Annotated in this window: 14 protein-coding genes; all 14 read right to left on the bottom strand. The window is 66.1% G+C overall.

What is annotated here, in order from left to right:
• Positions 1 to 8: 8 nt before the first annotated feature.
• The 14 genes from ACFQZV_RS06000 to ACFQZV_RS05935 all read right to left on the bottom strand — a co-directional run bounded on the left by ACFQZV_RS06000 (position 9) and on the right by ACFQZV_RS05935 (position 15,359).
• Positions 9 to 587, bottom strand: a complete 579-nt coding sequence (locus ACFQZV_RS06000; RefSeq protein ID WP_378753576.1) for an isochorismatase family protein — start codon at positions 585 to 587, stop codon at positions 9 to 11.
• Positions 584 to 2,899, bottom strand: a complete 2,316-nt coding sequence (locus tag ACFQZV_RS05995; protein ID WP_378753574.1) for an MMPL family transporter — start codon at positions 2,897 to 2,899, stop codon at positions 584 to 586. The genes ACFQZV_RS06000 and ACFQZV_RS05995 overlap by 4 nt, the downstream gene beginning before the upstream one ends.
• A gap of 63 nt (positions 2,900 to 2,962) precedes the next feature.
• Complete coding sequence (locus ACFQZV_RS05990) at positions 2,963 to 3,355, bottom strand: hypothetical protein (RefSeq protein WP_378753572.1); 393 nt, start codon at positions 3,353 to 3,355, stop codon at positions 2,963 to 2,965.
• Between the two features lie 100 nt (positions 3,356 to 3,455).
• Positions 3,456 to 4,640, bottom strand: a complete 1,185-nt coding sequence (locus tag ACFQZV_RS05985) for an ROK family protein (RefSeq protein WP_378753571.1) — start codon at positions 4,638 to 4,640, stop codon at positions 3,456 to 3,458.
• 106 nt (positions 4,641 to 4,746) lie between these two features.
• Positions 4,747 to 5,748, bottom strand: a complete 1,002-nt coding sequence (locus ACFQZV_RS05980; protein ID WP_378753569.1) for a sugar phosphate isomerase/epimerase family protein — start codon at positions 5,746 to 5,748, stop codon at positions 4,747 to 4,749.
• 32 nt (positions 5,749 to 5,780) lie between these two features.
• Positions 5,781 to 6,935, bottom strand: a complete 1,155-nt coding sequence (locus ACFQZV_RS05975) for a Gfo/Idh/MocA family protein (protein WP_378753607.1) — start codon at positions 6,933 to 6,935, stop codon at positions 5,781 to 5,783.
• A gap of 223 nt (positions 6,936 to 7,158) precedes the next feature.
• Positions 7,159 to 8,034 (bottom strand): MurR/RpiR family transcriptional regulator, encoded by an 876-nt coding sequence (locus tag ACFQZV_RS05970; protein ID WP_378753568.1) that lies wholly within the window; start codon positions 8,032 to 8,034, stop codon positions 7,159 to 7,161.
• Positions 8,031 to 8,888 (bottom strand): hypothetical protein, encoded by an 858-nt coding sequence (locus tag ACFQZV_RS05965; RefSeq protein ID WP_378753567.1) that lies wholly within the window; start codon positions 8,886 to 8,888, stop codon positions 8,031 to 8,033. The genes ACFQZV_RS05970 and ACFQZV_RS05965 overlap by 4 nt, the downstream gene beginning before the upstream one ends.
• A gap of 37 nt (positions 8,889 to 8,925) precedes the next feature.
• A complete protein-coding gene (locus ACFQZV_RS05960; RefSeq protein WP_378753566.1) occupies positions 8,926 to 10,041 on the bottom strand; it encodes a C45 family autoproteolytic acyltransferase/hydolase in 1,116 nt (371 codons plus the stop codon).
• On the bottom strand, positions 10,034 to 10,900 hold the full coding sequence (locus ACFQZV_RS05955) for an ATP-binding cassette domain-containing protein (RefSeq protein WP_378753565.1): 867 nt from the start codon (positions 10,898 to 10,900) through the stop codon (positions 10,034 to 10,036). The genes ACFQZV_RS05960 and ACFQZV_RS05955 overlap by 8 nt, the downstream gene beginning before the upstream one ends.
• Positions 10,900 to 11,847 carry an ABC transporter ATP-binding protein gene (locus ACFQZV_RS05950; protein WP_378753564.1) on the bottom strand — a complete coding sequence of 316 codons (948 nt, stop codon included), beginning with the start codon at positions 11,845 to 11,847 and terminating at the stop codon, positions 10,900 to 10,902. Before ACFQZV_RS05950 ends, ACFQZV_RS05955 begins: the two co-directional genes overlap by 1 nt.
• On the bottom strand, positions 11,844 to 12,716 hold the full coding sequence (locus ACFQZV_RS05945) for an ABC transporter permease (protein WP_378753563.1): 873 nt from the start codon (positions 12,714 to 12,716) through the stop codon (positions 11,844 to 11,846). Before ACFQZV_RS05945 ends, ACFQZV_RS05950 begins: the two co-directional genes overlap by 4 nt.
• Positions 12,709 to 13,677, bottom strand: a complete 969-nt coding sequence (locus ACFQZV_RS05940) for an ABC transporter permease (RefSeq protein ID WP_378753561.1) — start codon at positions 13,675 to 13,677, stop codon at positions 12,709 to 12,711. Before ACFQZV_RS05940 ends, ACFQZV_RS05945 begins: the two co-directional genes overlap by 8 nt.
• A gap of 23 nt (positions 13,678 to 13,700) precedes the next feature.
• Complete coding sequence (locus tag ACFQZV_RS05935; protein WP_378753559.1) at positions 13,701 to 15,359, bottom strand: peptide ABC transporter substrate-binding protein; 1,659 nt, start codon at positions 15,357 to 15,359, stop codon at positions 13,701 to 13,703.
• Positions 15,360 to 15,412: the final 53 nt, after the last annotated feature.

Below are 15,412 nucleotides of genomic sequence, written 5' to 3'. Positions count from 1 at the left end.
GCGCCGGCTCAGGCGCCGGACTCGTCGAGCACCGCCCCTGCATGCGCGAGCTCGGCGAGCGCGGCCTCGGTCGATGTGGGTGCGACCCCGGCGACGAGGTCGGTGAAGATCCGTACGCGGCGGCCGTGCGCGATCGCGTCGAGTGCGGATGCCCGCACGCAGTAGTCGGTGGCGATCCCCACGACATCCACTTCCAGGACCCCGTGGTCATCGAGCAGGTGCGCGACGGTCACACCATCGTCGGTGACCCCCTCGAACAGGCTGTAGGCGGGCTCACCCTGGCCCTTCTTGACGTGGTGGGTGACCGCATCCGTCACGAAACCGGGATCGTACTCGGCACCCGCGGTTCCGGCGACGCAGTGCGCAGGCCACGTGTCGACGAAGTCGGGATCCGCGGCGAAATGGCCGCCGTTGGCGTTGTCTGCGTCATGCCAGTCGCGGGACGCAACGATGAGGTCGTAGTCACCGGCACGGGCGGCGAGGTGGCGGGAGATCGCGACGGCGACCGCGTCCCCACCGGTCACCCCGAGCGCTCCGCCCTCGGTGAAATCGTTCTGGACGTCGACGATGAACAGTGCGGTGCTCATGATTCGAGCCTACGCCGGTACTCCTCCCTCGTCAGCGGGTGACCGTCTGTTCCGACGAGGGCGGGGTCGGTGGCCTCGGGCAGGGGCTCGTCGACGGATGCGGAATCCGCGGGAGCGTCGACCGCGTGGCGTTCGTTGCGCCACAGTTTCGACGGCCACCAGATCGCCCGGCCGATGTCGTACGACAGGGCAGGTACGAGAAGGGAGCGCACCACGAAGGTGTCGAGCACGACACCGAACGCGACGATGAATGCGATCTGCGCGAGGAAAAGGATCGGAATCACGCCGAGGGCGGCGAAGGTGGCCGCCAGGACGAGACCGGCCGACGTGATCACCCCACCGGTGGCGACGAGTCCTCGCAGGATGCCGCGCCGTGTGCCGTGCACGAGCGACTCCTCTCGAACCCGCGACATCAGGAAGATGTTGTAGTCGACGCCGAGGGCGACGAGGAAGACGAACCCGTAGAGCGGCACCGAGGGGTCCGCGCCCGGGAAGTCGAAGACGCCGTTGAACACCCACGCACTCACCCCCAGCGCGGTGCCGAACGACAGGATGACCGTCGCGATGAGCAGCACCGGTGCGAGCACCGACCGCAGCAGCAGCATCAGGATCGCGAGGACCACCACCAAGACGATGGGGATGATGAGCGTCCGGTCACGGATCGACGCGTCGATCGTGTCGATGTCCGTCGCCGTCTCACCGCCGACGAGGGCGACGCCGTCGCCGAGGGTCGCGTCGAGGTCGGCGCGCAGCTCGCGTACGGTCTCGTCGGCGGATGCGGAGTCTGCGGCATCCGTCAAGGTGCCGATCACGAGCACATCGCCATCCGAGAAGGTCGGCTCGGGCGCGGGGGTTCCCGGGGGGCCTGCGGCGGCGAAGACGGCTTCACCGTCTTCGATGGTGACCGCTGCCTGCCCGGCGGGCGAGTCCTCCGATGCGACGGCGACCGATTCGACTCCCGACGTCGCCTCGAGCGTCTCGACGACCTCGACGAGGTCGCCCTCCGGAGCGATGACGTACACGGGGCTTCCCGAGCCCGCCGGGAAGTGCTCACCGAGCGCGTCCTGTCCATCGCGGGCCTGCGACTCGCCCAAGACAAGCTCGCTCGACGGAACACCGTCCGCCTTGAGCTGCGTGACCCCGACGGCGCCGGCGAGCAGAACCACGGTGCACACGATCCACACGACGCGGGCGTGGCGTGCGACGAATCGCGCCTGGCGCGGCCAGAGCCCCCGCACCGGCTGGGTGAGGTCGTCGGGAATCTCGGCCACCGGGTGCTGGGGGATGAACGGCCAAAACGCTGCCCGGCCGGTCAACGCCAGCAGCGCCGGCAAGAAGGTCAGCGCCGAGAGCATCGAGAACAAGATGCCGATCGAGGCGATCGGTCCGAGAGCACGGTTGGTCGCGAGATCCGACAGCAGCAGGCACAGGAGGCCCGCGATGACCGTGCCCCCCGAGGCGAGGATGGGCTCGAATGCGCCGCGCCATGCCCGGGTCGTGGCACCCCAGCGCGTCGCACCCTCGGCGACCGCCTCGCGATAGCGCGCCACATACAACAGCGCATAGTCGGTGGCCGCGCCGATGACGAGGATGAACAGGATGCCCTGCACCTGCCCGTTGAGCACGACGATCCCCGCGTAGGCCAGCCACCACACGGTGAGGAGAGCCACGCACAGCGCGAACACGCTGGTGAAGAGCACCAGGATCGGCAGAAGTGGCGACCGGTACACGATCACGAGGATGATGAACACCGCGATGAGAGCCACGGCGAGCAGGAGCCCGTCGATGCCGAGAAAGCCTTCGGCCAGATCGGCGGTGAACCCCGCGGGGCCCGTCACCCACCCTTCGATGCCGTCCGGGAGATCCTCGGCGATGATGTCACGCATCTCGGCGACGACGTCGCCCACGTCTGCCGCGGAATCGATAGGCACGAAGACCTGCACCGCTTCACCGTCGTCGGACGGAATCGGCGGCGACACTCCGTCGACCACGCCGGAGAGCCCCGCGACGTCGTCGACGACCGTCTGGATCTCGGCGAGTTGATCCTCGGTCAGTTCCGCATCGCCCGCGATGACGACGACGGCGGGGATGCTGTCGTCGCCCAAGAAGTCCGGCAGCTGCTCGTTGACCTGCGTCGCATCTGCGCTGGAGGGCAGGAAGGACGAGCGATCGTTGGTCGACACCTCCTCGACCTTGCCGAAGTACATTCCCCCGACCGATCCGCCGACCAGCCACACGAGCACAAGCAAGACGGGGATGCCGACCCGCAGCCATCGCGTGGGCTGCCTTGTGGTCAGGGTGCTGTTCGCCATATCGCTAGCTTATCTAGCAATCTCTCCCGGCGCGACCCCGCACGGAAATCCGTTGAGGGAGGATCACCTCACGAACAGCAAGACGAGGGATGCCGCGGCGCACAGCACACCGACGGACAACAGCCCGACAGCCAACCACGCGACGAATCGCACCGACGGCGACCTGCGGGTGAAGCGCACGCGATCGGTGTATCCACGACGGACCCAGCCCTCGGCGGCGTCCGCGCCCCCGAGGTGAGCGACCTGCTCATCGGTGAGGCGCGCTTCACCGAGACCTGCGTCGCTGAACCATCGCGCGGTGTGCCCCCGGTCATCCTCGACGATCTCGAGATGCGACGCGACCCACACGCCGTCGGCGAGTTTGGCGATCACCGCGATGAGAGCGACCACAATGCCTGCCCCGATGCCCACCCAGGTGAAGATTTCGAGCAACGCATCGATGGCCGTCCTGCTCACGTCCCGACGCCCTCTCTCGACACGGCCGACCTCCACACTCGACGGCGGTCAGACGACGCCGCGCCGGTGTGAGCGTAGCGGATCCCGAGACCACGCCCGGTCAGGCGTGCGCGTCGACGCGGTACGGCACCGAGCCGGGGTCATCGAGCACGGGAGCGAAGACCATCTCGGCGGCACCCACGAGGATGACGTCATCGTGGAGCCCTGCGGGCACCACCGACACCACGTCGACCGCCCCGGGGAGGGTCGGTCGCATCCGATCGATGATCTCCGCCGGTCCGACGACGCTGAGCAGATCGCCGAGATACCCGCCCAGCACGATCCGGCGAGGATTGAGCGCATTGACCACCGTGCGCATGGCGGTGGCGAGATAGCCGAGCTGTCGGGTGATCTCGGCGTGCACCGCCGATCCCGGATCACCCCACGCTGCGTCGATCCGCGTGGCCAACCGCCCCACTTCGGAGGGGGGCGTGCGGTCCACCTCGATGAAACGATCCCGCCGCACTTCGGTTTCGAGGCATCCCACGGCCCCGCAGTGACATCGCCGACCCGACTCGGTCACGTTGGTGTGCCCGAACTCGCCGGCGTGCCCGTCGACACCCGAGAAGAGACGTCCGTCGATGACGACGCCGCCCCCGATGCCGCTGGCCCCGCCGTTGAGGTAGACGACGACACCTTCGCCCCGTCCTCCGCCGAACGTGCTCTCGGCGACGGCACCGCAGTTGGCGTCGTTGCCTGCGACACACGGGATCCCGAGCGCGTCTTCCACGAGGGCAGCCAGCGGCGTATCGGTCCACTCGAGGTGCGGAGCGAGCAGCACGTGCCCGTCGGAATGTCGAACCAGCCCCGGAATCGCCAAGCCCGCGCCGAGAACGTTGCCGTATCCCTCCAGCAGCATTCCCGACACCGCCCGCACGAGGTTCACGAACTCGGTGACGGTGGGAAGACGCTCGTTGTCGTATCGCACGCGTTGGAGCACGCGTCCGCTCAGCCCGACGACGGCGATGTCGACCGTGTCCACCTCAGGGTTGATCGCAAGGGCGACGGTGTCATCTGACGCTGACACGATCGGACTGGGGCGCCCGACCCGCCGCGCAGGCCCGGGGTCGGATTCATCGACGAGCCCACGCGCTTGCAGTTCGGCGACCAATCCCCCCACGGTGGAGCGGTTGAGGCCTGTCGCGCGGGTGAGTTCCGACCGCGAGAGGGGACCCTCGCGATGCGCGAGGCGCAGGACCCGCGAAAGGTTGGTGCGCCGCAGGTCATCCAGAGATCGGCCCCCCACAGTGCTCTTATCGGCGGATCGATCCATCTCGCCACCCCCTCGATCCCGTCGACGAATGATGCCTCCGGGGTGGCCGCGGATCACGCGGCCACCCCGTCGACGATATCTACTTCGTCGAGAACGCCGCGTCGAAGGAGGCGTGCGGCGGCGTGATCTTCGCCAGTTCGCGCACGAACTCGAGAGCCTCGGGTCCGCCGACGAGACGGTCCATCCCGGCATCCTCCCACTCGACGCTCGTCGGACCGGTGTATCCGATCGCGTTGAGCGCGCGGAACAGCGGCTCCCACGGCACGTCGCCGTGGCCGGTCGAGACGAACGTCCAGCCCCGACGCGGATTCGCCCACGGCAGGTGAGAGCCGAGCACGCCGTTTCGCCCGTCGAGGTTGGTCCTCGACTCCTTGCAGTGCACGTGGTAGATCCGGTCGGCGAAGTCGAGCACGAACGCCACGCTGTCGAGTTGCTGCCACACGAAGTGCGAAGGGTCGAAATTGAATCCGAACACCTCGCGGTTCCCGATCGCCTCGAGCGTACGCTTGGCCGTCCAGTAGTCGTATGCGATCTCAGACGGGTGCACCTCGAGCGCGAAGCGCACACCGACCTCTTCGAAGACATCCAGGATCGGGTTCCAGCGGTCGGCGAAGTCCTGGTATCCGGCCTCGATCATCTCGTCGGATGCCGGCGGGAACATCGCGACATACTTCCAGATGCTCGACCCGCTGAAGCCGACGACGGTCTTGACTCCGAGCTTGGCCGCGAACCGCGCGGTGTTCTTCATGTCTTCGGCCGCCCGCCGGCGGACACCCTCGGGCTCCCCGTCAACCCATACGCGGTCGGAGAGGATGTCACGGTGTCGCTCGTCGATCGGGTCGTCACAGACGGCCTGACCCGTCAGGTGGTTCGAGATCGCATACACGTCGAGACCGTTGCGTTCCAGGATGTCGCGTCGAGACTGGACGTACGCGTCATCGTCCCACCGCGACACGTCGATGTGGTCGCCCCAGCAGGCGATTTCCAGGCCGTCATAGCCCCACTCGCCGGCGAGACGAGCCACTTCTTCGAACGGGAGGTCGGCCCACTGGCCGGTGAACAGGGTGATCGGTCGTGCCATTTCTTCTCCAGTCACTCAATCGATGGCGTGCGTCAGCGCACGGAGGTCCATCGGGCATCTTCGGCGGACGAGTCTTCGACGGCGGCGAGGACTCGCTGAACGTGCAACCCCTCGGCGAATGACGGACTCGGTTCTGTTCCCTCGGCGATCGCCTCGACGAAGTCCTTCACCTGATGGGAGAACCCGTGCTCGTATCCGAGCATGTGACCCGCGGGCCACCAGGGTGCGAGGTAGGGGTGCTCGGCTTCGGTGACGAGGATCGTCCGGAATCCCTGCTCGAGACTCGAGTCCTGCGCATCGTAGAACTGCAACTCGTTGAGGCGTTCGAGGTCGAACGCGATGGCGCCGGTCGAGCCGGACACCTCCAGGGTGAGCGCGTTCTTGCGTCCGGTCGCGAAGCGCGTCGCCTCGAAGGTTCCGATCGGCTCGAAGCCACCGTTGCCGGCGAACCGGCCGGTGAACGTGGCGACATCATCGACGGTGACCTCACCGGTCTCGTTCGATGCCGTGCCCGAAAGCCCGCGCGTCTCGCCGAGCAGCGGACGCTCGCGCACGATCGTCTCGATCGTTCCGGCGACCTTGGTCAGCGTCGTGCCGGTGACGTACTCGGCGAGGTCGATCGCGTGGGCTCCGATATCGCCCAACGCACCCGAACCGGCACGGGACTTGTCCAGGCGCCACGTCATGGGCCCGTCTTCGTCGCGCAGCCAATCCTGTCGGTAAGCCGCTCGCACCTGCCGCACGTCACCGATTCGACCGGCTGCGATCATGTTGCGGGCGTGGGTGACGGCCGGAACGCGCCGGTAGGTGAACCCCACCATCGCGCGCACACCTCGTTCCGCGGCATCCGCTGCCGCCTCCGCCATCGCTTCTGCCTCGGCGACCGTGTTCGCCAGCGGTTTCTCGCAGAGAACGTGTTTGCCGGCCTTCAGCGCCGCCACGGCGATCTCGGCGTGACTGTCTCCCGGGGTGACGATGTCGACGAGGTCGATGTCGTCACGCGCGATGACTTCCCGCCAGTCCGTGGCAGCCTCGGCCCACCCCCATTTCTGCGCGGCCGTTTCCACCGTCGCAGCGGTACGCGCGACGACGACGGCCATCTCGGGCTGCAGGGGAAGGTCGAAGAAGCGCGGGGCAACCCGCCATCCCTGCGAGTGTGCGGCGCCCATGAAGCCGGCACCGATCATTGCGACTCTCATCGTTTCGGTCAACGACGTCTCCTTGTCTTCGACGCGTCGATGCGTCGATTCCTCAACGGCGGATACGGGGCGCTTCATCTCTGAGCCCCAGGCCACCTCCACTCCACGTCGCGAAGTTTGTGGTTTGCCACTGCAAATCGCCGACGATGAGTACGTTAGCGCACCTGCGCCCCGTGCGACATCCCTTCTTGTGCGCCCCTGCGGGACTTCGTCAGGAAAGGGCTCGCTTTCCGATGAGAGAGCGGCGAAGTCGAGTGAGCTCCTCCGACACTGCGGTTGCGCGTTGCTCTGCGCGCTGTGCGAGAGCGAAGACGAGCACGTCAGCGATGATGCCCGCGGTCAGTGTCTCTCCCGTGAAACCGCCGGCGGAAGCAGGCGCGATCAGGACGATGTCTGCGCGTGACGCCGACGGCGCCGCATGGGAGGCGCAGACCACGATCGTCGTTGCCCCGACCTGGGAGCTGCGTTCGAAGATCGTCGTCATTTCACGCACATCTCGGCCCGGATTGAACACGATGATCACGTCGTGTTCTCGGAGCTGGATGAGATCGTCCGCGAGAGCGAAGCCCATGTTCTTGGCGAAGTGGACACGCTTCCCCACTCGGCCCAGACGGAGTGCCTGATACTCCGCGATCACCCGTGACAGCCCCACCCCGAATGTCATGACAGCGGGGGCCTTTTCGATCGCCGCCGCAGCAGCATCGAGCGCGTCTTCGTCGAAGAGCCTTTCCGTCTCTCCGATACGCTCCCCCGCGTCCGCCGCAAGCCTCTCCACCAACGGCGTCTCACTCGTGTCTTTCGTGAGCGCCAGCCGGGTGGCGAGTCGTCGCGCCGGGTGGGCACTACTCATCAGCTCGCCGCCCAGGTCAAGCTTGAGTTCCGGCAAACCCGTGTAGCCCAGCGCCTTCGCCGTGCGGATGACGGTCGCATCGCTCGTACGGGTCATGCGCCCCAGCTCGGCCGCGCTCAGGAGTACCGTATCCGGGCCCTGCGTGGCGAAGAACTCCGCGACGCGTCGCTCGCTCGGCGAGAGGTCCGCCTCCATGGCGATGATCCGCGAGCGAATTCCCTGTGGGCGTTCTGTCACGAATCGACCTTACCGGCCGCGCGCGCGGTGTACCCGGAGAGCACGTCGGAGAAGAAGCGTTTCGTCGGCGGCGCCAAGGGACGCCCCTCATGGGCGACCCCCGGGACGATGTCGAGCCGAACCGAGACCCCGGACTCCTCGAGGCTCCGTCGAAGGGCATCGCTGCGCTCGATGCGCCCGGTCTCGAGATCGTTCACGCCAGGGAGGTACCAAGGAGCTCCGGGAGGGATGCCGATCTCCCAGGTCTCGACGTCGCGGTCGCCGATCACCAACTGCACCGGTGTCTTCCGGATCTCGTCGAGGTCGAGGTCGACACCGAGGGCATCTTCGAGCCCTCCGACGCCGACGGGCCATGGGCGCGTCGGGTCGAGCAAGGTCACGACCCCCGGGGCAGCGATCGACGCGCCCATCACCCTCGCTGGGTGCGCGAACAGGAAACGGTGGGTGAAGTGGGCTCCACCGGAGAATCCCGTCAGCAAGAAGCGCTCGGTATCGACGTTGTATATGCCCCGCAGTTCCTCCAGCATCTGGAGGAGGAGCAGATCGAACCGCAACCCGCGATACTCGAGCCACTTGTAGTTGTCGACGTCTTCAGGATCGATGATGCCTGCGGGGAAGATGGGTGCGTAGAGGATGACGTTGTGCTCCTCCGCCCACGTCACGAACTCGTCCCGAACATACTGCGCGTCCCGATCGGTGCTGTGGACGAGAACCGCCAACGGGAGCGGTGGCCCGTCGCCGTGGACGTAGCCTGAGGGAACATACGTGCAGTATGAGAACCTCGGGTCCACGGTGCTGGCGAAGATCGGGCTCTGCCGCTGCCGGTAATACGAGAGATCAGTGGGACGAGTCATCGGCGTGCTCCCATCGAGGTCACGGGGTGGGGCGAGGTCACAGCTGCACGGGAGTGGCGGCACCGACCATGGTGTACGGGTGGTACGTCGAACGCGAGGGTGCCCCCGCGGTGATCCAGAGCCTGCGCTCTGCGGGTTCGGCGATGACCGAGCAGACCGTCACGTAGTGTCCTTCGGGCGGACCGGCGTCGTCAGGAAGGTCGCGCGCTTCGACCGAGAGCGTATGCGGCGCGTCACGCCGGTCGCGCATGATTCTCGCCATCGCGGCAACAGTGATCTCGCCCTCCTCCGCGCGGATGAGTTCCTCGATCCGCGCAAGACGAACACGAGAGTTGTGAAGGTACAACTCCGGGGTGCGTTCCTCGTCGATCAGGGGCTCAGCGACATAGTGATTGGAGTGCGCGAGCACGCCGTCCCGCGGCCGGATCACCGCATCCCTCGTCGGAGTGTTCTCGAAATCGACCGCGGTGCCCGCCGCATCGACGATGAGGATGTTGCGAGAGGATGCGCGCGGGAGCGTCCGTAGCGCCGCGATCGCGCTCTCGCTGTCGGGAAACTCCAGCGCGAACCTACTCAGCAGGTACCGGGGGAAGCCTCGCGTCCACCCTTCGCAATGGAGGAAGTTCGCGAATACAGCCATTCCCGAGTCGTTGATGCCGATGTACGAGACCTGCCCTGCGGGCACCGCCATGAGAATCCGGCGTCCCTCCGTCGGCGCGAAGTCGACGACGATCATCAGCTCTTCGTAGATCGCGGGCAGATCCGCGTTCTGCCCTGCCAGCACCTCGCCGGTGAGCGTCGCAGACGGCTCGAGTGCGAATGTGGTGCACTCGCTCTCTGCCGCTGGGTCCCCGAGAACATCGGCGAAGACCTCTGCGCGCAGCTGAAGGAGGTAGGCCTCCGCGACGCTCAGCGCCGCGCCCTGTGCCATCCCGACGATCTCGTCGTCGAGGAAGGCCGCGTGCTCCTTCACGAAGGGACGGTAGGCGAGTGCAGTCTGCAGAGCGAGGTCGCGACCGATTCCCGCGCCGGCGAGTTTGTCGAGCGCGAGTTCGAGATGGCGTCCGATGACCTTGGAGCAGGCTTCGCCGTACTGACGGCCGATCTCCGAGTGGGTGCCGGCGAACCGGTAGAACGCGAGTTGGTCAGGCATGTTCCTCCTTGTGCCCATGGGGTCGTGCGGGGGCGGCGAGATCGTCGCCGCCGGTCAACCGTGCGCCGATATGCGCTGCCGGCACCGCCCGGATCAGCTCTCGGGTGTACTCGTCGCGAGGGCCGAGGAGCACCGAGTGCGCATCGCCGTGCTCGACGACGCGTCCGCGCTGCAAGACCACGACGCGATCGCACATGTACCCCGCCATGGCGAGATCGTGCGTGATGAACAGACAGGCGATCCCGAGCTCCTCTCGCAGATCCAGGAGGAGATCGGCGATCTGAGCCTGAATCGAGACATCCAATGACGCGAGCGCCTCATCGGCCACGAGGAAGCGCGGGGAGGTGGCCAGAGCGCGCGCGATGCAGACGCGCTGGCGTTGGCCGCCGGAAAGCTCGTGCGGAAGCCGCTGCAGGTGTTCCGGCTGCAACCGGACCAGATCGAAGAGTTCGGCCACGCGGCGCGAGCGCTGGGCCGCCTCACCGATGCGATTGACATCCAGCACTTCGCGCACCGTCGCTGCGACCGTCATGCGCGGATTGAGTGACGCGTACGGATCCTGAAAGATCATCTGTCTCGCCGTGCGCAGAGACCGCAGCTCCCCCGCCGTCGGGTGGGTGACATCGCGTCCCTCGAAGCAGACGGTCCCCCCGGACACCGGAAGGAGACCAAGGAGCATGCGCCCGATCGTCGACTTGCCCGATCCGCTCTCACCGACCAGACCGACGATCTCTCCAGCAGCGACGGTGAGGTCGACACCGTCGACGACGGTTGTCTCACCGATACGACGGCGCAGGAGACGACTGCGCACGGGATAGGCCTTGGTCAGATCCGAAGCCTCGACAAGTGCCGCTGCCATCATGCCGTTTCTCCGATCACGGTGTGCGCGGCCCATACGTGCTCTCCCCCGGACGTGGCCGGAACCGTCAGGCCGCCGCCCGAATCAGCCGCATCCGCCTCACCTTCGATCCACGCGTGATCCGCGCTCGCCGAAAGCCGACGCCGCGGTCCGCCGAGCACCGGGATCGATCCGAGCAGTCCGCGAGTGTAAGGATGCCGGGGGTCTTCGAAGAGCTCGGCGCTGCGAGCGTGTTCGACGATCCGCCCACCCCGCATCACCGCGATCCGATCGGCGATCCGGGCGATAACACCGAGGTCGTGGGTGACCCAGATGACGGACATCTCGCGGTCGCGGGCAAGTCGGGAGACGAGTTCGACGATCTGAGCCTGCACGGTGACATCGAGCGCGGTTGTCGGCTCATCGGCGATCAGGAGGCGCGGGTCGCTGCACAGGGCGAGCGCGATGAGAATGCGTTGCCGCTGGCCTCCGGAGAACTGATGGGGATAGTCATCGATGCGACGACCGGCGTCGGGAATCTCCACCGCTTCGAGCAGTTGGAGTGTGCGTTGCCGCGCGACTGCCGCAGAGACGTCGGCATGCCGACGGACGACGAGGGAGATCTGTTGCCCAATGGTCAATACGGGATTCAAAGCGGAGAGCGCGTCCTGGTAGACCATCGCGATCTCGCGCCCTCCGTAGGTGCGCCTGACCCGGGGAGACAGCGACAGGAGGTCTTTGCCGCGATACGACATCCGGTCAGCGCGAACACGTGCGGGTGGCGTCTCCAGGAGCCCGGCTATCGCGAAAGAGGTCACGGACTTTCCGGACCCGCTCTCGCCGACCAGCCCGAGAACCTCACCGGCACAGACGTCGAGGTCGATACCGTCGACGGCGCGTGTCGTGGATTGACGCCCGTCGAAATCCACCGTGAGCCCGCGGACACTCAGTAGCGGTGTGTCGCTCATCGAACCCTCCTGCGCGGATCAAGGGCATCGCTGAGCCCGTCGCCGACGTAGTTCACGGCGAGCACGACAAGGAAGATCATCAAGCCGGGAAACAGCCCCCGCCACCACATGCCCTGGTTCACGACAGCCCGCTGAGCCTCGAACAGCATGCCTCCCCACGTCGCCTGAGGTGGCTGGAATCCGAGGCCGAGGAACGACAACGCGGACTCGACGAGAATGGCCGTCGCGATTCCGATCGTCGCCGTGACGACGATCGGACCCACCGTTCCCGGAAGGATGTGGCGGACGGCGATGCGCAGATGACCGGCGCCGATGCCGCGCGCGGCTTCGACGAACTCCCTCTCCTTCAAGGTCAAGAATCCCGCGCGAACCAACCGTGCGGTGTTCATCCAGCTGAACGCGGCGATCGCGATCACGATCGACCAGAAGCCGGATCCGATGAGCGTGACGAGAAGAATCACGACGAACAGCGCGGGGATCGAGTAGAAGACGTCGACGCCACGCATGAGCACGTTGTCGACGACCTTTCCCGTGTATCCGGCGATGGCCCCGATGAGCACCCCGGCCACGAGCGAGAACGCGACGGCCGCGAGCGCGACGGTGAGCGTCAGGCGTCCCCCGTCCAGGACACGCGCGAACTGGTCACGCCCCAGATCGTCCGTCCCCATGAGATGAGCCAATGACGGCGGCTGGTTGCGATCACCCATTTCGATCTGGTTGGGGTCGAACGGTAGGAAGAGCGGACCGAGAACGACCGCGATCACGATGATCGCCAGCACGATCGCCCCGGCGACACCCAGCCGATGCCTCGCGAACCGAGCGGGGAAGCTGTCCGCGCGCGCCGCGGATTCGATCGATGTCTCACTCATAGCGGATCCGGGGGTCGAGTCGGGCATAGAGGTAGTCCGCGAGGAGATTGGCGATCACAACGAGAAGGGATGCGATCATGAGAATTCCGAGGAGCACGGGGTAGTCGCGGCCGTCCGCGGCGTCGATGAAGAGACGCCCCATACCCGGCAGGCCGAAGATCGACTCGACGATCGCCGCGCCGAGGAAGAGTTCGGGCACCGACAGCACGATGATGGTCACCATCGGGATCGCAGCGTTCTTCAATCCATGCCGAAGGACGACCGCACGCTCGGAGAGCCCAGAACCACGCGCGGTTCGAATGTAGTCCTGTCCGAGCACGTCCAGCATCGACGAACGGACGTAGCGCGACATGCTCGCCACCGAGATCACGGTGAGCACGAGCACGGGCAAGATCAGATGCAGCGCCGTGTCCCACACCGCATCCCAGCCTTCGTATCGCGCCCGGGGGTCGCGGAGCCCGTTCGAGGGCAGAAGGTCGAGTTGAAAGGAGAAGACGTACAGGAGCATGATCGCGAGCCAGAAGCTGGGGGTCGCGAGTCCTACGAAAGAGAACCCGCTCGCAACGTAGTCGAACGTCTTGCGGTGCCGCGTCGCAGCGACTACTCCGATCACCAGCGAAAGAACGACCGACACCACGAGAGCGATGCTTGTGAGCAGGAGTGTTGCGGGCACACGTTCACCGATCGCCGTGAGGACCGGCTGTCCGGTACTGAAGGAGCTCCCCCAGTCGCCGGTGAAGATCCCGCCGAGCCATCGAACGTACTGCAGGGGGAGAGGATCATCGAGGCCGTAGCGCGATCGCATCGCCTCGATTTTCGACTGAGACGATTGACTGGCAGCGCCCTCGCCCGCCGCGAGCGGCCCGCCTGGGGTCATCTGCAGCATCACGAACGTGATGATGCTGATGCCGATCAGCAGCGGTATCGCTTGCAACGCGCGGCGAGCGAGGTACGCACCCATATGTCAGTCGGTTCCGATCTCCGTCAGTTCTGCAGCGACCACTCGGCGGTGCCGTCTGTCGCCCAGATACCGGTCCAGAAGTCGGATTCGACGCCCTGAAGGCTCTCGTTCCACGCGAGACCAAGGACGGTGGCATAGATCGGGATCGCCACACGCTCGGTCACGAAAAGCTCGTCGATCTCTGCCAGCACCTCAGCACGCGCATCCGGGTCGAGCGTCGTCGATGCGACGTAACCGAGCTCGTCGTATTCCGCGTTTCGCCAGTGCGAGTAGGTGAATCCGTCGCCGCCGTTCTCTTCGGTCGGGATCGACAGGCTTGTGAATGTGTAGACCCAGAGTCCCGGGTCGGCGTATCGCCCGTCACGACTCATGGCGATGTCGTAGTCACCCGTGGCGAGCAGCCCTCCTCCCGCGAATGAATCGAACAGCCGGCCGGCCTCGACGTTCTCGATGATCAACTCGATGCCGATGTCGGCCATGTTCTGTTGGATGAGCTGCTGATAGAGCACGCGATCCTGGTCGCCGCTGATGGTCTGGAACCGCAGCGACGCACGAACGCCGTCCTTCTCGCGGATGCCATCGGCGCCCACTGCCCAGCCGGCCTCATCGAGGACGGCAGCCGCCCCTTCGGGGTCGTAGGCCGTCGCATCACGTTGCACCGACCCGAACCCGGACGAGAGGAACGCACCGGTGAGCACGCCGTAGCCACCGAGAAGATCGTCGACGATCGCTTCGCGGTCGATTCCTCGATCGATCGCCTCGCGCACAGCGGGATCCGAGAGCACGGGATGCCCTTGGTCCGCACTGCCCTGGTCGGAATGATTCAGCCAAAGGTACTCGACGTACCCGGGGAAGTGTGTATCGAGTTGGAACTCGATCGGAGCACCGTCGTCGACGGCCGATTCGATCACGGGGAAGTCACCACTGGAGATGAAGAAGAGCGTGTCGTAGTCCCCTGCGATGAACCCCGCGGTAGCGGTCTGCTGGTCCGGGGTGATCTTGACGGTCACGCCGTCGAGGTGGGGAAGCTCCGGATCGCGCCAGTAGTCCTCGTTGGCCGTCAAGATGATCTCGTCACCAGAGCGCCACTCCTCGAACACGAACGGGCCAGTCCCCAACGGCATCCGCACGAGCGGATCGTCGAGTTGGATCGCTGTCGTGTCGAAGCGATGCGCGGGGAGGGTCTGGGCAAAAAGCTGCAGGTAGCCGAGTTCGGGCTGGCTGAGCGTGAGCGTGAGCGTGAGATCGTCGACGACTTCGACGTCGACGATGGACGAGTATTCGGGGATCGGAAGCGCTGCTCCCTCGGCATCCTGAGCGACCTCCACGGTGAAGGCGAGGTCTTCGGTGGTGAAGTCTTCGCCGTCCGACCAGGTGATGCCCTCTCGAAGCGTGTAGGTGATCTCGAGACCGTCTTCGCTGACGCCGCCGTTGCCCACTGTAGGCACTTCTGCGGCGAGGGTCGGCGCGAAGGTGCCGTCAGCCATGAGGGTGAACAACGGCTCCATAACGAAGGACTCGCTCACGAGGGCGCTGTCTTCGGAGATGAACATCGGGTTGAGGACGCCGGGTTCTCCCACGAGCCCGACGACGGCGATGCCACCGGAAGATGCCTCCTCGCCGGAGGACGACGCGCCGCACCCAGTAAGCACCAAAGACACCGCGGCTACACCCCCCGCCATGGTGACCCAGGTTCGCGTATGAGATGGGACTGCCTTACTGCGTTGCACGGGAT

It is taken from the genome of Microbacterium koreense, assembly GCF_042677105.1.
Lineage (GTDB): Bacteria > Actinomycetota > Actinomycetes > Actinomycetales > Microbacteriaceae > Microbacterium > Microbacterium koreense.
Note: the sequence above shows the minus strand (reverse complement) of the source record. Positions and strands in the feature narration are given on the sequence as shown.